The sequence below is a fragment of the Blastococcus sp. SYSU D00669 genome, assembly GCF_054050715.1.
Genome location: NZ_JBJGZV010000023.1, coordinates 80,841 through 95,371 on the forward strand (window position 1 = coordinate 80,841; position 14,531 = coordinate 95,371).

Consider the following 14,531-nt stretch of genomic DNA (forward strand, 5'->3'; position numbering starts at 1 on the left):
ACCCAGCGCGAGGCCTCATGTCCCAGACGGCACGGTTTCGTTTTCAACGGTGCAGGAGGTGATCGCGGTCAGCGCGCCGCCGGTGAACTCGTGCACGTCGCACGAGGAGACCGTGGTGGTCCCGCCGTCGTCGTCGACGTACCGGGCGACGACGTCGACGGCGGCGGCGTCGTCCTGGGCGATGCTGACGAACCGGACGAACCCCGTCGTGGTCGTGGCGAGCGCCGCGAGCGTCTGCTCGCAGAGGTCCTCGACCGCCCGGCGACCCTCGACGACGGTGTCCCCGACGAACGTCCAGCGGACGTCCTCGGCGAGGACGTCGTAGACCTCGGGGAAGCGGTGACCGGAGAACGCCTCGGCGATCCGGCGGGCGTCGGTCACGCCGGCACGTCCCGGCGGCGGAACCCGGCGATCCCGGCGGCGGCCAGCGCGCCCGCCACGACGAGCAGACCCAGCAGGGGGACGGCGTCGAGCTCCTCGGCCGGCACCTGGGGCACCCATCCGAACGGGGAGAGCCGCAGCGCCCACTCCGGCAGCGACAGCAGCTGCCCGAACATGCCGGCCAGCAGGCCCCACACGAGCGCGGCCCAGGCCAGCGGCGCCCACCGCGGCGCCAGGCCGACCAGCGCGGTGGCCAGGCCGGCCAGGACGAGGACTGCCGGCAGGTGCACCAGCGCGGCCGCGAGCTGCCGGCCCACCTCCCCGGCGTCCCCGGTCACCCCGGCGGCGGCCAGCCCGCTGCCCAGGCCGGCGACGAGCAGCAGGAGCGCGGCGGCTCCCGCGGCGACGGCGAGCGCGGCCCCGGCGTAGCGGCGCCGGTCGAGGGCGGTCGACAGCAGCAGCTCGCTGCGACCGCCGGTCTCCTCGCCGCGCAGCCGGAGCACCGAGGCCACCGCGAAGCCGCCGGCGAGCAACCCGTAGTACAGCGCGGCGATCGCGGAGAAGGAGTCGGCCGGGTCGGCGCCGGTCGCCGCGAAGACCTCGGCCAGCTGCGGGTTGCCGGAGAGCATGTCGGTGACCTGCTCGGTCAGCGAGCCGAAGGACAGCCCGAGGACGAGCAGGCCGACCGCCCAGCCCACGACCGTCCCGCGCTGCAGGCGCCTGAGCAGCCCTCCCGGCCCGGCCAGCGAGGCGGCGGCGACGGCCGGCCCGCGGCGCGGTGCGAACACGCCGGCGCCGACGTCGCGCCGTGCGGTGAGCCGGGCGGCGACGACCAGGAGGACGGCGACCAGGCCGACCGACAGCAGCAGCGGCCACCACCGCAGGTCGACGAACGCCCGGGTCTGCTGCGCCCAGGCGATCGGGGACAGCCACGACAGCGGGCTGCCGCCGGTCTGCAGGATGTCACCGATCCCCCGCACGATCACGGCGGCCAGCAGCACACCCAGCGCCGCGCCCGACGCCGCCCGCCCGGTCTGGAAGAGCTGGGCGCTCACGGCCGCCACGGCGCCGAAGACCATGCCGGTCAGCGCGAACCCGGCGGCGAGGGCGAGCGAGCCGGTGGCGCCCAGGCCGGTGGCCAGCAGCCCGGCGGCGACCACGACGGCGATCGCGACGTTCGCGGCCGTCATGAGGGCCAGCGCCGTCGTCAGCGGCGTGCGCCGGCCGACCGCCCCCGAGAGCAGCAGCTCGGTGGCGCCGCTCTCCTCCTCGGCGCGGGTGTGCCGGACCACCATCAGGATCGACATGACGCCGAGCGCCACCATGACCGACAAGCCGAGCTCGTTCGCGATCATCGCGCCGGGCGTGTACTCGTCGACCCCGAACGCCGGCCCGCTGAACATGATGCCGGCGGGGGTGTCGACCGCGGCGGCCCGCGCCTGCCGGTCGGCCGCGGTGGGGTACACGGCGGTGAGCGCGACGGAGGAGTACACGGTGAGCAGGCCGAGGGCGACCACCCAGATCAGCAGCCGCCGGCGGTCGCGGCGCAGCTCCAGCCGCAGCACCGTCCCGGTGCCGGCGTAGGCCGGGGCGGTCATCGCCGTCCCACCGCCTCGAGCTCGGCGAGCTCGTCGCCGTAGTGCTGGAGGAACAGCTGCTCCAGCGAGGGCGGCGCGCAGACCAGGCTGGTCAGGCCGAGCCGGGCGAGCGCGCCGGTGGCCGTGTCGAGGTGGTCGTTGTCCACGAGGAAGGTGACCCGGTCGCCGTCGGCGGCGAAGTCGTGGACCCCGGGCAGCGCGGCCAGCGGCGCCGGGTCCGACCGGACCACGGCGGTCACGGTGTTCCGCGTCAGGTGCCGCAGCTGGGTCAGCGTGCCGCTCTCGACCGTGCGCCCGCCGCGGATGATCGTGACGGTGTCGCAGAGCTTCTCCACCTCGGCGAGGATGTGGCTGGACAGCAGCACCGACCGCCCGGCGGCCCGGGCCTCGCCGACGCACTCGGTGAACACCGCCTCCATCAGCGGGTCGAGGCCGCTGGTCGGCTCGTCGAGCACGAGCAGCTCCACGTCCGAGGCGAGCGCGGCGACCAGGGCGACCTTCTGCCGGTTGCCCTTGGAGTAGGTGCGGGCCTTCTTCGTGGGGTCGAGCTCGAAGCGTTCGAGCAGCTCGGCCCGGCGCCGTCCGTCGGCCGGGCCGCGCAGCCGAAGCAGCAGGTCGATCACCTCACCGCCGGTGAGGTTCGGCCACAGCGTCACGTCGCCGGGCACGTAGGCCAGCCGGCGGTGCAGGGCGACGGCGTCGGTCCACGGGTCGCCGCCGAGGAGGCGGACGGTGCCGCCGTCGGCCCGGAGCAGGCCCAGCAGCACCCGGATCGTCGTCGACTTGCCGGCGCCGTTGGGGCCGAGGAAGCCGGCGACCGTGCCCGCCTCCACGGTGAGGTCCAGCCCGTCGAGGGCGCGGACGTCGCCGAAGCTCTTGGTCAGGCCGGTGATCTCGACCGCGTTCATGACTTCTCCCGGTACTCCAGATAGGTGTCGAGCAACGAGCTGTCGGTGAGCAGGCCCTCGGTGTAGATCTCGAGAGCGGGCAGGGCGGCGGCCTCGGCGTACGCGCGCAGGGTCGCGCGGTAGTCGCCGTCCACCGGGGGGTGCCGCCGCACGAACGCCAGGACGGCGCCGATGCCGACGTCGACCAGCCAGGCGGCGCGCGCGGCCGGGTCGCGGCTCGGCCGCATGGTGCCGGCCGCGACCGCGTCGGCGAGGTACTTCTCGGCGTCCTCGGTCATGTGCTGCAGCAGGGTGGCGGCCAGCTCGCCGCCGGAGAGCAGGGTCTGCACCAGGTAGCCGACCAGCGGGCCGTAGTCCTCGATCGCGGCCATCTGGTGCAGCCAGTCGCCCGGGCCGCCCCGGGTGAAGGCGCCGGTCTTGGCGTCGGCGATGACCCGCAGGACGTGGTCGTCGCAGGCGGTGCGCAGCTGCTCCTTCGACCCGAAGTGGTGGATGACCAGCCCGGGGCTGACCCCGGCCTCGGCGGCGATCGCCCGCACCGACGTGCCGAACCCGTCGACGGCGAACCGGCGGATCGCCGCGTCGCGGATCCGTGCCCGGCCGGTCAGGTCGTCGTCGGCTGAACGCACGTGCAGCACCCTAAACACATGTTCAGTCGAGGACCAGGGTCCTTCGCCTCCGGACGCCTCACCGCTTTCGGCACCGAAAGCGGTCGGGTCAGAGCAGGCGGCCCAGGGTGAGCTCGTCGGCCGCGCCGCCGAAGTACTCGTCGAGCACCTGGCCGAACACCGGGTCGCCGTCGGCGGCGGCGAAGAGGGTCATCGACGAGCGCAGCTTCTGCGCGTCGACCGGCCCCAGGACGGCGACGGCGTCGCGGCCGGGCAGGTCGAGCAGGGCCCGCGCGCACTCGACCAACCGCGGTCCGAGCACCGGGTCGGCGAGGTAGGCGCGCGCCTCGTCGAGGTCGGCGATCGCGTAGTGCTGCGCCGTCTGGCTGCGGCCGAGCCCGGCGACCTGCGGGAAGACGAACCACATCCAGTGGCTGTGCTTGCGCCCGGCGCGCAGCTCGGCCAGCGCCTGCTCGTAGACGCCGCCGTCCTGGGCGGAGAGAAATCTGGAGAGATCTGCGCTCATCTGTCGATCCGGCCGTCGTCCGTTCGTGTAGGGGTTGAGCCGGCAGGGTGCCGGCCGCGGAGGAGGGGACCAGCGATGGCCCAGTACCTGATCAGCATGTACCAGCCCGACGGCGAGGTCCCGCCGCCGGAGTTCCTCGCGCCGGTGATGGCGAAGCTCGGCGAGCTGCAGCGGGAGATGGAGGCGGCCGGGGCCTGGGTGTTCGCGGGCGGGCTGCACGACGCGAGCACCGCGACGGTCCTGCTCACCAAGGACGACGGCGAGGTGCTGATCACCGACGGCCCCTACACCGAGGGCAAGGAGCACCTCGGCGGGTTCACCGTCGTGGAGGCCCCCGATCTCGACGGCGCCCTGCACTGGGCGCGCCAGCAGGCGGAGATCACCGGCCTGCCCCTGGAGGTGCGGCCGTTCCGGGAACGCTTCGAGTGACCGACGCCGCGGAGGTCGCGCGGGTGTTCCGCGAGGAGCACGGCCGCGCGGTCGCCGTCCTCACCCGCGTCCTCGGCGATCTCGACGTCGCCGAGGACGCGGTGCAGGACGCGTTCGAGAAGGCCCTCGAGCGCTGGCCGCAGCAGGGCCTGCCGCCCAGCCCGGCCGGCTGGATCCTCACCACCGCCCGCAACAGGGCGATCGACCGCCTCCGGCGCGAGGCCGGCCGCGACGACCGGCACGCGCAGGCGGTGCTGCTGCACGTCCAGGAAGAGCGGGAGGTGGGTCCGGTGCCCGACGACCGGCTGCGGCTGATCTTCACCTGCTGCCACCCCGCGCTCGCGCCGTCGGCGCAGGTCGCGCTCACCCTGCGGCTGCTCGGCGGCCTGACGACGGCGGAGATCGCCCGCGCCTTCCTCGTGCCCGAGCCGACGATGGCGCAGCGGCTGGTGCGGGCGAAGGCGAAGATCAAGGCCGCCCGCATCCCGTACCGGGTGCCCGCCGAGGCCGAGCTGCCCGACCGGCTGCGGCCGGTGCTCGCCGTCGTCTACCTCGTCTACACCGAGGGGCACACCGCGACCGCCGGCGAGCAGCCGGTGCGCGAGGACCTGCGCGCCGAGGCGATCCGGCTCGGCCGGCTGCTCGCCGAGCTCATGCCCGACGAGCCCGAGATGCTCGGCCTGCTCGCGCTCATGCTGCTCGTCGAGTCGCGGCAGCCCGCACGGGTGGGCGCCGACGGCGAGCTGGTGCTGCTGCCCGACCAGGACCGCAGCCGCTGGGACGCGGAGCTGGTCGCCGAGGGGCAGGGGCTGGTCCGCCGCTGCCTGCGCCGCAACCGGCCGGGCCCGTACCAGGTGCAGGCGGCGATCCAGGCGGTGCACTCCGAGGGGACGACGGACTGGCGGCAGGTCGTCGCGCTCTACGACCAGCTGCTGGTCTTCACGCCGACCCCCGTGGTGGCGCTCAACCGGGCGGTCGCCGTCGCCGAGGTGGACGGCCCGGGCGCCGGGCTGCGCCTGGTCGACGAGCTGGATCTACCCACCTACTACCTGTTCCACGCCGTCCGCGCCGACCTGCTGCGCCGCCTCGGCCGGGACGAGGAGGCGGCGGAGGCCTACGCCCGGGCGTTGGAACTCACGGCCAACGAGGCCGAACGCGCCCTTCTCGCGGCGCGCCGGGAGGCTCTCCGCCCCGAGAGCCCCTGACGAGCCGCGAGATCTGCGGTCCCGTGGATGCTCACTGCCACGGTCGCGGGATCGCAGATCTCGGCGCCTCGGCGACCAGGACGTCGGTTCAGACAGCGTCCAACAGCCACCCGAAAAGGTTGTGGAGCACCTCCCCGACGCTCTCGAGGAAGCCGCCGCCCGTGGGATCGGACACCCCGAGGACGGTGGGGTCGAGGGAGTCGGCCCCAGTGACGAGCTCACCGCTCCCCATCCCCGCATCGCCGAAGGAGGTGTCGCTGTCGGTCGACGCGCTCGGTTGCTCGGCCGCAGCCGTCACCGACGCCTGCTCCTGTCCCTCAACGATCTTCTTGCGCGCCTGGAACTGGTGCCCGACGGAGCCGACCACGTCAGCCGCGTCGTCGCCCAGCGTTGCTCGTGCCACCTTGCGAGCGGCCGCGGTCACTCCTGATACGGCGAGATCGCTCAGACTCGTGGGGATCATCCTTCCTGCTCCTCTCACGCGATGTGCGGCCGGCGATCAGGGACGGAACTTCCACAGCCGCCCATCCGCGGTCGTGACCCACACCGACGGGTCCCCGGGGATCGCGGCGAGGGCGCCCACGTCGGCGGGTGCGCTCCCGAGGGGCTTCCACTCGACGTCGTCCGGTCCGGCCGGACGGGTCCAGAGCTGCCGGTCGGCCGTGGCACACACCAGGTTCCCGCCGCGGGCGGTCATCGCGACCACCCCGTTGGCGTGGCCGACCCGCTGCCAGTCGACGTCCTGGAGCAGGGGTTCGCGGCTCCACAGCAGGTTGTCACGCGTGGTGCAGTACAGCCGCCCGCCGGTGGCCGCCATCGCCGTCACGCTGTTGGCATGGCCGATCCGCTGCCAGGGCGTGGCGAACGGCTCGATCTTCGCGTAGAGCCCGTTGTCCCGGCCGGCGCAGAAGATCGGGCCGCTCACGGCCATGCCCGCGGGTACCGGCGCGCTCCCGAGCGGCGTCCACGGCTCGTCCACCTCGGTGGTCGTCCGCGACCACAGCCGCGCGTCCCCGGTCACGGCCAGCAGGAACGGCCCCCACGGCGCCATCGCTCGCACGTCGAAGGCGGACCCGATGTGCTGCCACGCCGGGACGGGGACGCTGAGGTCCTCCACCTGGAAGTACACCTCGTACCAGCCGTCGAGTCCGGGTGCGTCCTTGTAGGCGTGCGAGAAGATCCCGGGGCGGCCGAACCCGTAGTCCGTCGCGGCGATCTCCGCGGCGGTTTTCCCGTTGAGGCCCAGAACCTGGGGCGAGTAGACGTACTTGTCCGGTTCGCCCGGCGCGGACTGCATCCCGATCGGGCGGATGCCCGGACTGCCGAGGAAGCGGGGAAGGGCCGCCGCGGTCTGGATGCCGACGCTGACCGCGTCGAAGACCGGCGCGGCCACGGGGAACAGCGTGCTGAACGCCGCCTTGGCGCGCTGCCCGAACGTGTCGTCGATCTGCTTCACCACGTTGAGCGCCTCGGTCCAGAAGTCCCTGCCGAGGTCGTACTCGAGCAGGCTCGGCACGATGAGCACGGACCGGCTGCCGTCGTCGGGCAGCTCCCCCTCCCAGATGACGTACGGCGGGTAGTCCCGCGTGGCCGACGTCGGGATCGGCGGCAGCCAGGGCGCCACCGTGGTGGGGAAGCGGTCACCCGTCCGCAGGCCGCCGCGGTCGCTGGCGCTGCCGGCCTGCACCCGGTTGTCCAGCCGCCAGGTGTCTCCCATGATCGGCGTCGTCCGTTCGGACGGGAGGCCGAGCAGTCTGCCGTCCCTGTCAGTCACCGTGGTGACGACGGAGATCATCACCTCATCGCGCTTCCCGTCGCGCTCGAGCATGTCGTCGTAGGACTCCTGGACGACGCGGAATCCATTGATCTTCACTCTGTACCGGGCCATCACCGACTCCTCGGGGGGTTCGTTCGGACACGGCCCAGGTTGTTCTGACCGGCGGATCCGGACAGCGGGGTCAGCCCTACGGCCGGGGAGGGATGTCCCTCCACCGGCGGGAGTCAGCGCGCCGCGCGCAGGTACCGGAGGACGGCTAGGACGCGCAGGTTGACGTCCCCCCGGTCCGGGGCGTCAGGGTCAGGTAGCCCGAGCTTCTGCGACAGGGAGGTGACACGCTTCTCGACGGTCTTGACGCTGTACGCCAGCCGAGAGGCGATCGCGCTGTTCGACAACCCCTCCGCCATGAGTGCGAGCACCTCTCGCTCGGCGGGGCTCAGGATCGCGAGGGGATCGGTGACCCGCTGCCGGCGCATCACCCGTTGGACCACCTCGGGGTCGACAACCACCTCGCCGTCGGCCACGCGGTGGATCGCGTCGATGAGCCGGTGGCCGTCCTGCACGCGGTCCTTGACCAGGTACCCGACGCCGCCGCCCGGCAGCTCGAGGAGGCGGACGGCGTACGAGGTCTCCGCGTAGTGCGACAGCACCAGGAGGCCGACCCCTGGCCAGCCTGCCCGGATGCTCTCGGCGGCGACCAGCCCCTCGTCGCTGTAGTCGGGCGGCATGCGGACGTCGAGGATGCACAGGTCCGGCCGGCAGTGAGCGACGAGCCGCAGGAGCTCGGGCACGCTGCCTGCCTGGCCGCACACCGTCAACCCGTGGCCGTGGAGCAGATCCGCCAGCAGCTGGCGGAGCAGGCCGGAGTCCTCGGCGATCACGACACGCACGGCAGATCCGCCTGCACCCGGACACCGCCGCCCGGGCGGTCCCGGACGTCGAACCTCCCACCCAGAGCGAGAGCGCGGTCCCGGAGTCCTTGCAGACCGGTGCCCGCCGAGATGCGGGCGCCGCCGATCCCGTCGTCCTCGACCGTGACGGTGAGGACGCCGGGCCGTTCGGCGATCCGGACGCCCACCCTGCTGGCGTGCGCGTACTTGTAGACGTTGGTCAGGGCCTCGGCGACGACGTAGTACGCCGCGCGTTCCACCGGCTCGGGCCAGCGCCCCGGCGGGATGTCGGTCACCACGGGCACCGGGGCCCGCTCGGCGAGCACCTCGACGGCGGCGGCGAGGCCTTGCTCACCCAGCGCGGCGGGGGCGATGGTGTTGGTCAGCGTGCGGAGCTCGACGAGGGCGTCGCGCAGGTGAGCCATGGCGTTGCGGACCTCGGCCGGCGGATCGGGGCCGGACGAGACCCTGCCGAGCAGCACGGCCGTGGCCAGCAGCCGGTGCTGGACGCCGTCGTGCAGCTCGCGCTGGATGCGTCGCCGCTCGGCATCAGCGGCAGTGACGATGCGGGCGGCGGCTGCTCCCAGCTCCGCCGAGCGGGCCCGCTCGGCGGTCACCAGCCGGGCGTTGTCGAGCGCGAGCGCAGCCGTGGCCAGGACGGAGCCGAGCAGTGCGCGGTCCTCCTCGAGCGCCGGATCGTGCACCAGCACGGCGAGAACCCGTCCACGGTGCTCCACAGGGGTGCGGCTGCGCCCCCGGCCGTCGACGTCCGGTGCTACGGGCATGCCGTCGACGGTCGCCAGGCCGTCCCCCATCGGGAACCAGAGCCGCAGGCCGGGGTCGCCCAGCGCCCGGGCGATCGCCGTCTGCAGGTCGGCCGGATCCGTGGCCTGGCGAAGACGCAGCACCAGTTCGGCCACCCGGGCGCGCTGCAGCCGGACGCGGAGCAACCCGATGGCCAGCGCGACGGGGGAGAGCAGCAGGCACGCGGCAGTGAGGACGGCGAGTGCCCTCTGCACCGGCACAGGGGCGTGCAGCAGGGCCGCCAGACCGGCGCCGACGATGACCCCGCCGAGGACGACGATCGTCGTCCACACCCACGAGTACGTACGCCGCAGGTACCGCCCCGCGCGCGACCAGCGACGCACCACCATGCCGACCGTGACGGCGGTTCCTGCGACGAGGAGCACGCTGGAGACCGAGGCCCAGACGGAATAGCGACCACCCGGGTCGCCCCAGCCCTGCGGCTCCGGGCGCCACTCGACCACGCACCGCACCACCTGGGTGGCAACGGCGGCGACGTAGCACCCGACCACGAACCGTCGTTCGGAGCGGCGGTGCAGCCGGCCGTCGGGCAGCGCCAGCACGAGGTGGGTCAGCGCCGCGACCTGAGCGTGGTACAGGGAGAAGCCCAGGGCGAACGCCACGGGGGAGCCGATCAGCTGCAGATTGCCGACGTACCAGGTCAGCGCGACGACGGCCATCAACCGCCCGGTGCCGTTCGCCGGTCGCTGCCACCAGAGCACGACACCGCACACGGCGAAGACCAGCCCGGTCACCTGCAAGAACAGCCAGATCGGCAACGGGTACGGTGCCCGGGGCAGCGACGCGACGACCGCGGTTGCGGCGATGACGACGATCGTGGGGCCGATCAGCCCCGGACCGACCGGCATCGTGTCCGGGGGACGTTCCGGAACCCCGGCCTCCACGATGGCCGCCGGCATGGGCCGATCATCGCGCTGAGGCAGCGCCGTGCCCAGGGCACCCAGTCTGCTCGCGCGGGACACGCCGATCGGACCGCCGCACGGCTCCTGCAGCCCGTGCGCGACGGGTTACGGGCCGACCTCCCGTGGCGGGTGGACACCCGGGTCGGCTACCACTCCGTCGACCTCCACGGGATCGACCGGGACCGTCGTGTCCTCACCTCGGTGCACCAGGTGGGGGAGCACCTCGGTGACGGCGGCCTGCAGATCGGCCGCCGCCGACGGCTCCCCGGCGAGCTGGCGCAGCAGCGCCTGCTGGAACAGCCCGTCGAGCACCGCGTACATCGCCGGTGAGGCGATCTGCGGCTGCGCGCCGGCGAGCTCGGCGTAGCGGGTGACGACCCGCCAGATCATCCGCTCGAGCAGCAGGTCGATGTCGGCGACGTCGGCCCGGAAGGCCGGCTCGAACATCGACTGGTTGCGCAGGTCGTACCAGAGGCGGTGCATCGGCGCCTCGTCGGTCAGCGTCGCGGCCAGCTTCTGCAGGAACCCGGCGGCGAGCTCGTCGGCCGTGGTCGCGGTGGCGACGACCTCGTCGTAGCGGGTCGCGCACTGCTCCTTGTACTCCCGGACGCAGTGCGTGATCAGGTCGGTCTTGTCGCTGAAGTAGTAGTGCAGGACGCCGTGCGAGAACTCGGAGTTCGAGGCGATGTCGCGCAGCCCCGTCTGGGCGTAGCCGCGCTCGGCGAGCGTGCGCAGGGCCGCGCCGGCCAGCTCGCTGCGCCGGGCGGCGAACTTGTCCACCCGCTGCGTCGCCGCGGCCATCGGACTCCCTCCGTCGTTGCGAATCGTAAGCCCTTGACGACTGTCAAAGAAATCCTTGACACCCGTCCAAAAGTCGCGGAGCATGACCGGCGTCACACGGGGGCGCGACGAGGCGAGGAGTGCGGCATGGCGGGACTGGACCTGACCGGGCGCAGGGCGCTGGTCACCGGAGGGGCGAGAGGGCTGGGCCAGGCGATGGCCGAGGCGCTCGCCGGGGCCGGGGCGGCGGTGATGATCGGCGACGTCCTCGACGAGGTCGGCACCGAGACCGCCCGGCTGATCGCCAAGGACGGCGCCACCGCCGCCTTCACCCACCTCGACGTCACCGACGAGGCCAGCTGGGAGTCCGCGATCGGGCAGACCGTCGCCCAGCTGGGTGGGCTGGACATCCTGGTCAACAACGCCGGCATCGAGGTCACCCAGCTCGTGGTCGACCTCGACCCGGAGCGGCTGCGGCGGATGCTCGACGTCAACGTCGTCGGCACCGCGCTGGGCATGAAGCACGGCTTCCGGGCCATGCGCCCGGGCGGGGCGGCGGGCAGCGGCGGCTCGATCGTCAACATCGCCAGCGTCGCGGCGACCATCGCCTTCCCGGGCATCGCCGGCTACTCCGGCACCAAGAGCGCCATCGACCGGATGACCCGGATCGCCGCCGCCGAGGCCGGCAAGCTCGGCTACGGCGTCCGCGTCAACTGCATCTACCCGGGCCTCGTGCCGACGGCGATGGGCATGCAGCTCGCCGTCGACTGCGCCGAGCTGGGCCTGTTCCCGAGCGTCGAGGAGGCGGTCGGCGCCGTCGTCGCGCTGACGCCGTCCGGACGCCTGGGCGACCCGACCGACATGGCCGACGCCGTCGTCTTCCTCGCCTCCGACGCCTCCCGCTTCGTCAACGGGACCGGCCTGGCCGTCGACGGGGGGATGGGCTCGTGAGCACGAAGCCCGTCGTCGTGTACGGCGCCTCCGGCTACACCGGCCGGCTGATCTGCGAGTACCTGCGCGAGCTCAACGTCCCGTTCGTCGCGGCCGGGCGCGACAAGGACCGCTGCCAGGAGGTCGTCGGCCGCATCCCCGGCATCGAGACCGCCGACTACGAGGTCGTCGAGGTCGAGCACACCGTCGAGGCCCTGACCGACCTGTTCAGCGGCGCGAGGGTCGTCTGCAACACCGTCGGCCCGTTCATCAAGTTCGGCTTCGAGGTGGCCGAGGCGTGCCTGGCCACCGGGGCGCACTACCTCGACACCACCGGCGAGCAGGACTGGGTGATGGGGGTGCAGGAGCGGTTCGGGACGGCGTTCGCCGACGCCGGCCTGCTGCTCGCCCCCGGGATCGCGCAGATGTACACGACCGGGGAGATCGCGGCCAACATCGCGCTCGAGACGCCGGGCCTCGACACCCTCGACGTCCTCGTGCTCTGGAAGGGCTTCCCGACCTACGCGTCGACCCAGACGATCTTCACCATCCTCAAGGCCGACTGGTTCCACCTCCAGGAGAACCAGTACGTGAAGGTCGACCCGCTGTCGAAGTGGGACGTCGTGGTGCCCGGCCAGCACGAGCTGGGGCTCACCGTGCCGTGGGGCGGCACCAGCCACCCGGTCTGGTTCAAGGACGACCCGCGGGTGGCAAACGTCAAGGTGCAGGGCGGGGTGATGAACCGGCCGGTCATGGAGGCCGTCGTCGCCACCACCGCCGCGGTGGAGAAGGACATCAAGACCCTGCCGCGCGAGCAGTGGGACGACGCCCTGGCCGCCGTCGCCGACCAGTGGGCCACCGGCATGCCGCCCCGCGAGAACCCCCGGCTGAACATCTCGGTCGACTCCGTGCACGCCAGCGGGCCGCTGGGCCGCAAGCACGTGGTCATCCACGGCAACAGCAACTACAAGCAGACCGGGCTGATGCAGGCCTGGGCGGCGATGTCGCTGCTGCAGCAGCCGCCACGGCGGGTGGGGTTCGCCAGCGGCTGCCAGGCGTTCGGCCACCGCGAGCTGCTCGGCGTCATGCGCCAGTTCGGGCTGGTGCTCGACCCGGTGGTGACCGAGCACCGATGAGTGTGGCCGCCTACCTCGACAAGGGCGCGTCGCTCGGACCCGACGCCCCCTGCCTGACGATGGGGGAGCGCTCGTTCTCCTACGGCGAGGTGCAGGCGTTCACCCGGCGGGTCGCCCGGGCGCTCGTGCGCTCGGGCGTCCGGCCCGGGGACCCGGTGGCGGTCCTGTCGGGCAACGACCCCACGGCCTTCGCCTGCGTCTTCGGCATCGCCCGGGCCGGCGCCGTCTGGTGCCCGGTCAACCCGCGCAACGAGGCGGAGGAGAACCGGGAGCTGCTCGAGCTCTTCGGCTGCACCACGCTGATCTACGCCCCGGCGTACGCGGCGCTGGTGTCCAAGATCCGCGACCGGCTGCCCGCGCTCACCACGCTCGTCTGCCTCGACGACTCGGGCCCCGACGTCCCGCTCGACGAGTGGCTCGACGCGGCGGCCGGACCCGACCAGGACGACGTCGAGCCCCCGGACGACGTCGTCATGCTGGTCGGCACCGGGGGGACGACGGGGCGGCCCAAGGGGGTGCGGCTGACCGGCCGCAACCTCGAGACGATGTCGGCGCTGACGCTGATGAGCTACCCGTTCGACGGCCGCCCGGTGTACCTGGCGCTCGCGCCGCTGACCCACGCCGCCGGGGTGCTCTGCTTCCCGGTGCTGGCGCTGGGTGGCGAGGTCGTCGTGATGCCGGCGCCCGACCTGGGCGAGTTCCTCCGGCTGGTCCCGCAGCACCGGGTCACCCACGCCTTCCTGCCCCCGACGCTGATCTACATGCTGCTCGAGCACCCGGCCCTCGACGCGGCGGACCTCGGCAGCTTCCAGTGCCTCTGGTACGGGGCCGCGCCCATGGCCCCCGACCGGCTGGCAGAGGCGATCGAGCGGATCGGGCCGGTGCTCGGCCAGCTGTTCGGGCAGTCGGAGGCGCCGATGATGATCTCCACCCTCGCGCCGGCCGAGCACCTGCACCCCGACGGCACGCTCGCCCGCGAGCGGTTCGCCAGCGCCGGCCGGCCCACCCCGCTGGTGACCGTCGCGATCATGTCGACCGACGGCGGGCTGCTGCCGACCGGCGAGCGGGGGGAGGTCGTCGTCCGCTCGTCGCTGGTGATGGCCGGCTACCACCGGGACCCGGTCGCGACCGCCGAGGCGTCGCGGTTCGGCTGGCACCACACCGGCGACATCGGCTACCTCGACGACGCCGGCTACCTGTACCTGGTCGACCGGGCCAAGGACATGATCATCACCGGAGGCTTCAACGTGTACTCGGCCGAGGTGGAACGGGCGCTGATGGCGCACGAGGGGGTGCAGGACTGCGCCGTCGTGGGGCTGCCGGACGCGAAGTGGGGTGAGCGGGTCGTCGCCGTCGTGCAGCCGAAGCCCGGGGTGGAGCTGGACCCCGCCGAGCTGCAGCGGTTCGCCAAGGAGCGGATCGGCAGCGTGAAGGCGCCCAAGCAGGTGGAGATCTGGCCCGACCTGCCGCGCTCGAAGATCGGCAAGGTGGTCAAGCCGGACATCCGCGCCCGGATGCTGGCGCAGGGCTGATCCGGAGTGGGGGGGGGGGGGGGGGGGGGGGGGGGGGGGGGGGGGGGGGGGGGGGGGGGGGGGGGGGGGGGGGGGGGGGGGGGGGGGGGGGGGGGGGGGGGGGG

15 protein-coding genes are annotated in these 14,531 nt (G+C 73.3%); 5 read left to right on the plus strand and 10 right to left on the minus strand.

Features of this window, described 5'->3' with window-relative positions; all coding sequences use genetic code 11:
- Positions 1-15: 15 nt before the first annotated feature.
- The 5 genes from ACI8AF_RS17015 to ACI8AF_RS17035 all read right to left on the minus strand — a co-directional run bounded on the left by ACI8AF_RS17015 (position 16) and on the right by ACI8AF_RS17035 (position 4,021).
- A complete protein-coding gene (locus ACI8AF_RS17015) occupies positions 16-381 on the minus strand; it encodes a nuclear transport factor 2 family protein (RefSeq protein WP_456540920.1) in 366 nt (121 codons plus the stop codon).
- Positions 378-1,979 (minus strand): ABC transporter permease, encoded by a 1,602-nt coding sequence (locus tag ACI8AF_RS17020; RefSeq protein ID WP_456540921.1) that lies wholly within the window; start codon positions 1,977-1,979, stop codon positions 378-380. Before ACI8AF_RS17020 ends, ACI8AF_RS17015 begins: the two co-directional genes overlap by 4 nt.
- Complete coding sequence (locus tag ACI8AF_RS17025) at positions 1,976-2,887, minus strand: ATP-binding cassette domain-containing protein (protein WP_456540922.1); 912 nt, start codon at positions 2,885-2,887, stop codon at positions 1,976-1,978. The genes ACI8AF_RS17020 and ACI8AF_RS17025 overlap by 4 nt, the downstream gene beginning before the upstream one ends.
- Positions 2,884-3,516 (minus strand): TetR family transcriptional regulator, encoded by a 633-nt coding sequence (locus tag ACI8AF_RS17030; protein ID WP_456540923.1) that lies wholly within the window; start codon positions 3,514-3,516, stop codon positions 2,884-2,886. The genes ACI8AF_RS17025 and ACI8AF_RS17030 overlap by 4 nt, the downstream gene beginning before the upstream one ends.
- Before the next feature lie 88 nt (positions 3,517-3,604).
- A complete protein-coding gene (locus tag ACI8AF_RS17035; RefSeq protein WP_456540924.1) occupies positions 3,605-4,021 on the minus strand; it encodes a DUF1810 domain-containing protein in 417 nt (138 codons plus the stop codon).
- A gap of 75 nt (positions 4,022-4,096) precedes the next feature.
- Here ACI8AF_RS17035 and ACI8AF_RS17040 point away from each other — a divergent pair, with 75 nt between their 5' ends.
- On the plus strand, positions 4,097-4,450 hold the full coding sequence (locus tag ACI8AF_RS17040) for a YciI family protein (protein WP_456540925.1): 354 nt from the start codon (positions 4,097-4,099) through the stop codon (positions 4,448-4,450).
- Positions 4,447-5,655 (plus strand): RNA polymerase sigma factor, encoded by a 1,209-nt coding sequence (locus tag ACI8AF_RS17045; protein ID WP_456540926.1) that lies wholly within the window; start codon positions 4,447-4,449, stop codon positions 5,653-5,655. The genes ACI8AF_RS17040 and ACI8AF_RS17045 overlap by 4 nt, the downstream gene beginning before the upstream one ends.
- Before the next feature lie 88 nt (positions 5,656-5,743).
- Here ACI8AF_RS17045 and ACI8AF_RS17050 read toward each other — a convergent pair whose 3' ends face one another.
- From ACI8AF_RS17050 to ACI8AF_RS17070, 5 genes are all read right to left on the minus strand, one after another.
- The gene (locus tag ACI8AF_RS17050) at positions 5,744-6,118 is read right to left on the minus strand and encodes a hypothetical protein (RefSeq protein ID WP_456540927.1); all 375 of its coding nucleotides are present in this window, start codon (positions 6,116-6,118) and stop codon (positions 5,744-5,746) included.
- A 36-nt stretch (positions 6,119-6,154) separates the two neighbouring features.
- Positions 6,155-7,543, minus strand: a complete 1,389-nt coding sequence (locus ACI8AF_RS17055) for a hypothetical protein (RefSeq protein WP_456540928.1) — start codon at positions 7,541-7,543, stop codon at positions 6,155-6,157.
- Positions 7,544-7,656: 113 nt separating this feature from the next.
- Positions 7,657-8,322, minus strand: coding sequence for a response regulator (locus ACI8AF_RS17060; protein ID WP_456540929.1), 666 nt, complete (start codon positions 8,320-8,322; stop codon positions 7,657-7,659).
- Positions 8,310-10,046, minus strand: a complete 1,737-nt coding sequence (locus ACI8AF_RS17065; RefSeq protein WP_456540930.1) for a sensor histidine kinase — start codon at positions 10,044-10,046, stop codon at positions 8,310-8,312. The genes ACI8AF_RS17060 and ACI8AF_RS17065 overlap by 13 nt, the downstream gene beginning before the upstream one ends.
- A 108-nt stretch (positions 10,047-10,154) precedes the next feature.
- Positions 10,155-10,850 carry a TetR/AcrR family transcriptional regulator gene (locus ACI8AF_RS17070; RefSeq protein ID WP_456540931.1) on the minus strand — a complete coding sequence of 232 codons (696 nt, stop codon included), beginning with the start codon at positions 10,848-10,850 and terminating at the stop codon, positions 10,155-10,157.
- Between the two features lie 126 nt (positions 10,851-10,976).
- Between ACI8AF_RS17070 and ACI8AF_RS17075 the strand changes: the two genes are divergently transcribed.
- Genes ACI8AF_RS17075 through ACI8AF_RS17085 form a run of 3 tightly spaced genes read left to right on the plus strand, consistent with a single transcriptional unit; the run spans position 10,977 to position 14,427 of the window.
- On the plus strand, positions 10,977-11,780 hold the full coding sequence (locus ACI8AF_RS17075; protein WP_456540932.1) for an SDR family NAD(P)-dependent oxidoreductase: 804 nt from the start codon (positions 10,977-10,979) through the stop codon (positions 11,778-11,780).
- A complete protein-coding gene (locus tag ACI8AF_RS17080) occupies positions 11,777-12,895 on the plus strand; it encodes a DUF5938 domain-containing protein (RefSeq protein WP_456540933.1) in 1,119 nt (372 codons plus the stop codon). The genes ACI8AF_RS17075 and ACI8AF_RS17080 overlap by 4 nt, the downstream gene beginning before the upstream one ends.
- Positions 12,892-14,427, plus strand: a complete 1,536-nt coding sequence (locus ACI8AF_RS17085; RefSeq protein ID WP_456540934.1) for an acyl-CoA synthetase — start codon at positions 12,892-12,894, stop codon at positions 14,425-14,427. The genes ACI8AF_RS17080 and ACI8AF_RS17085 overlap by 4 nt, the downstream gene beginning before the upstream one ends.
- Positions 14,428-14,531: the final 104 nt, after the last annotated feature.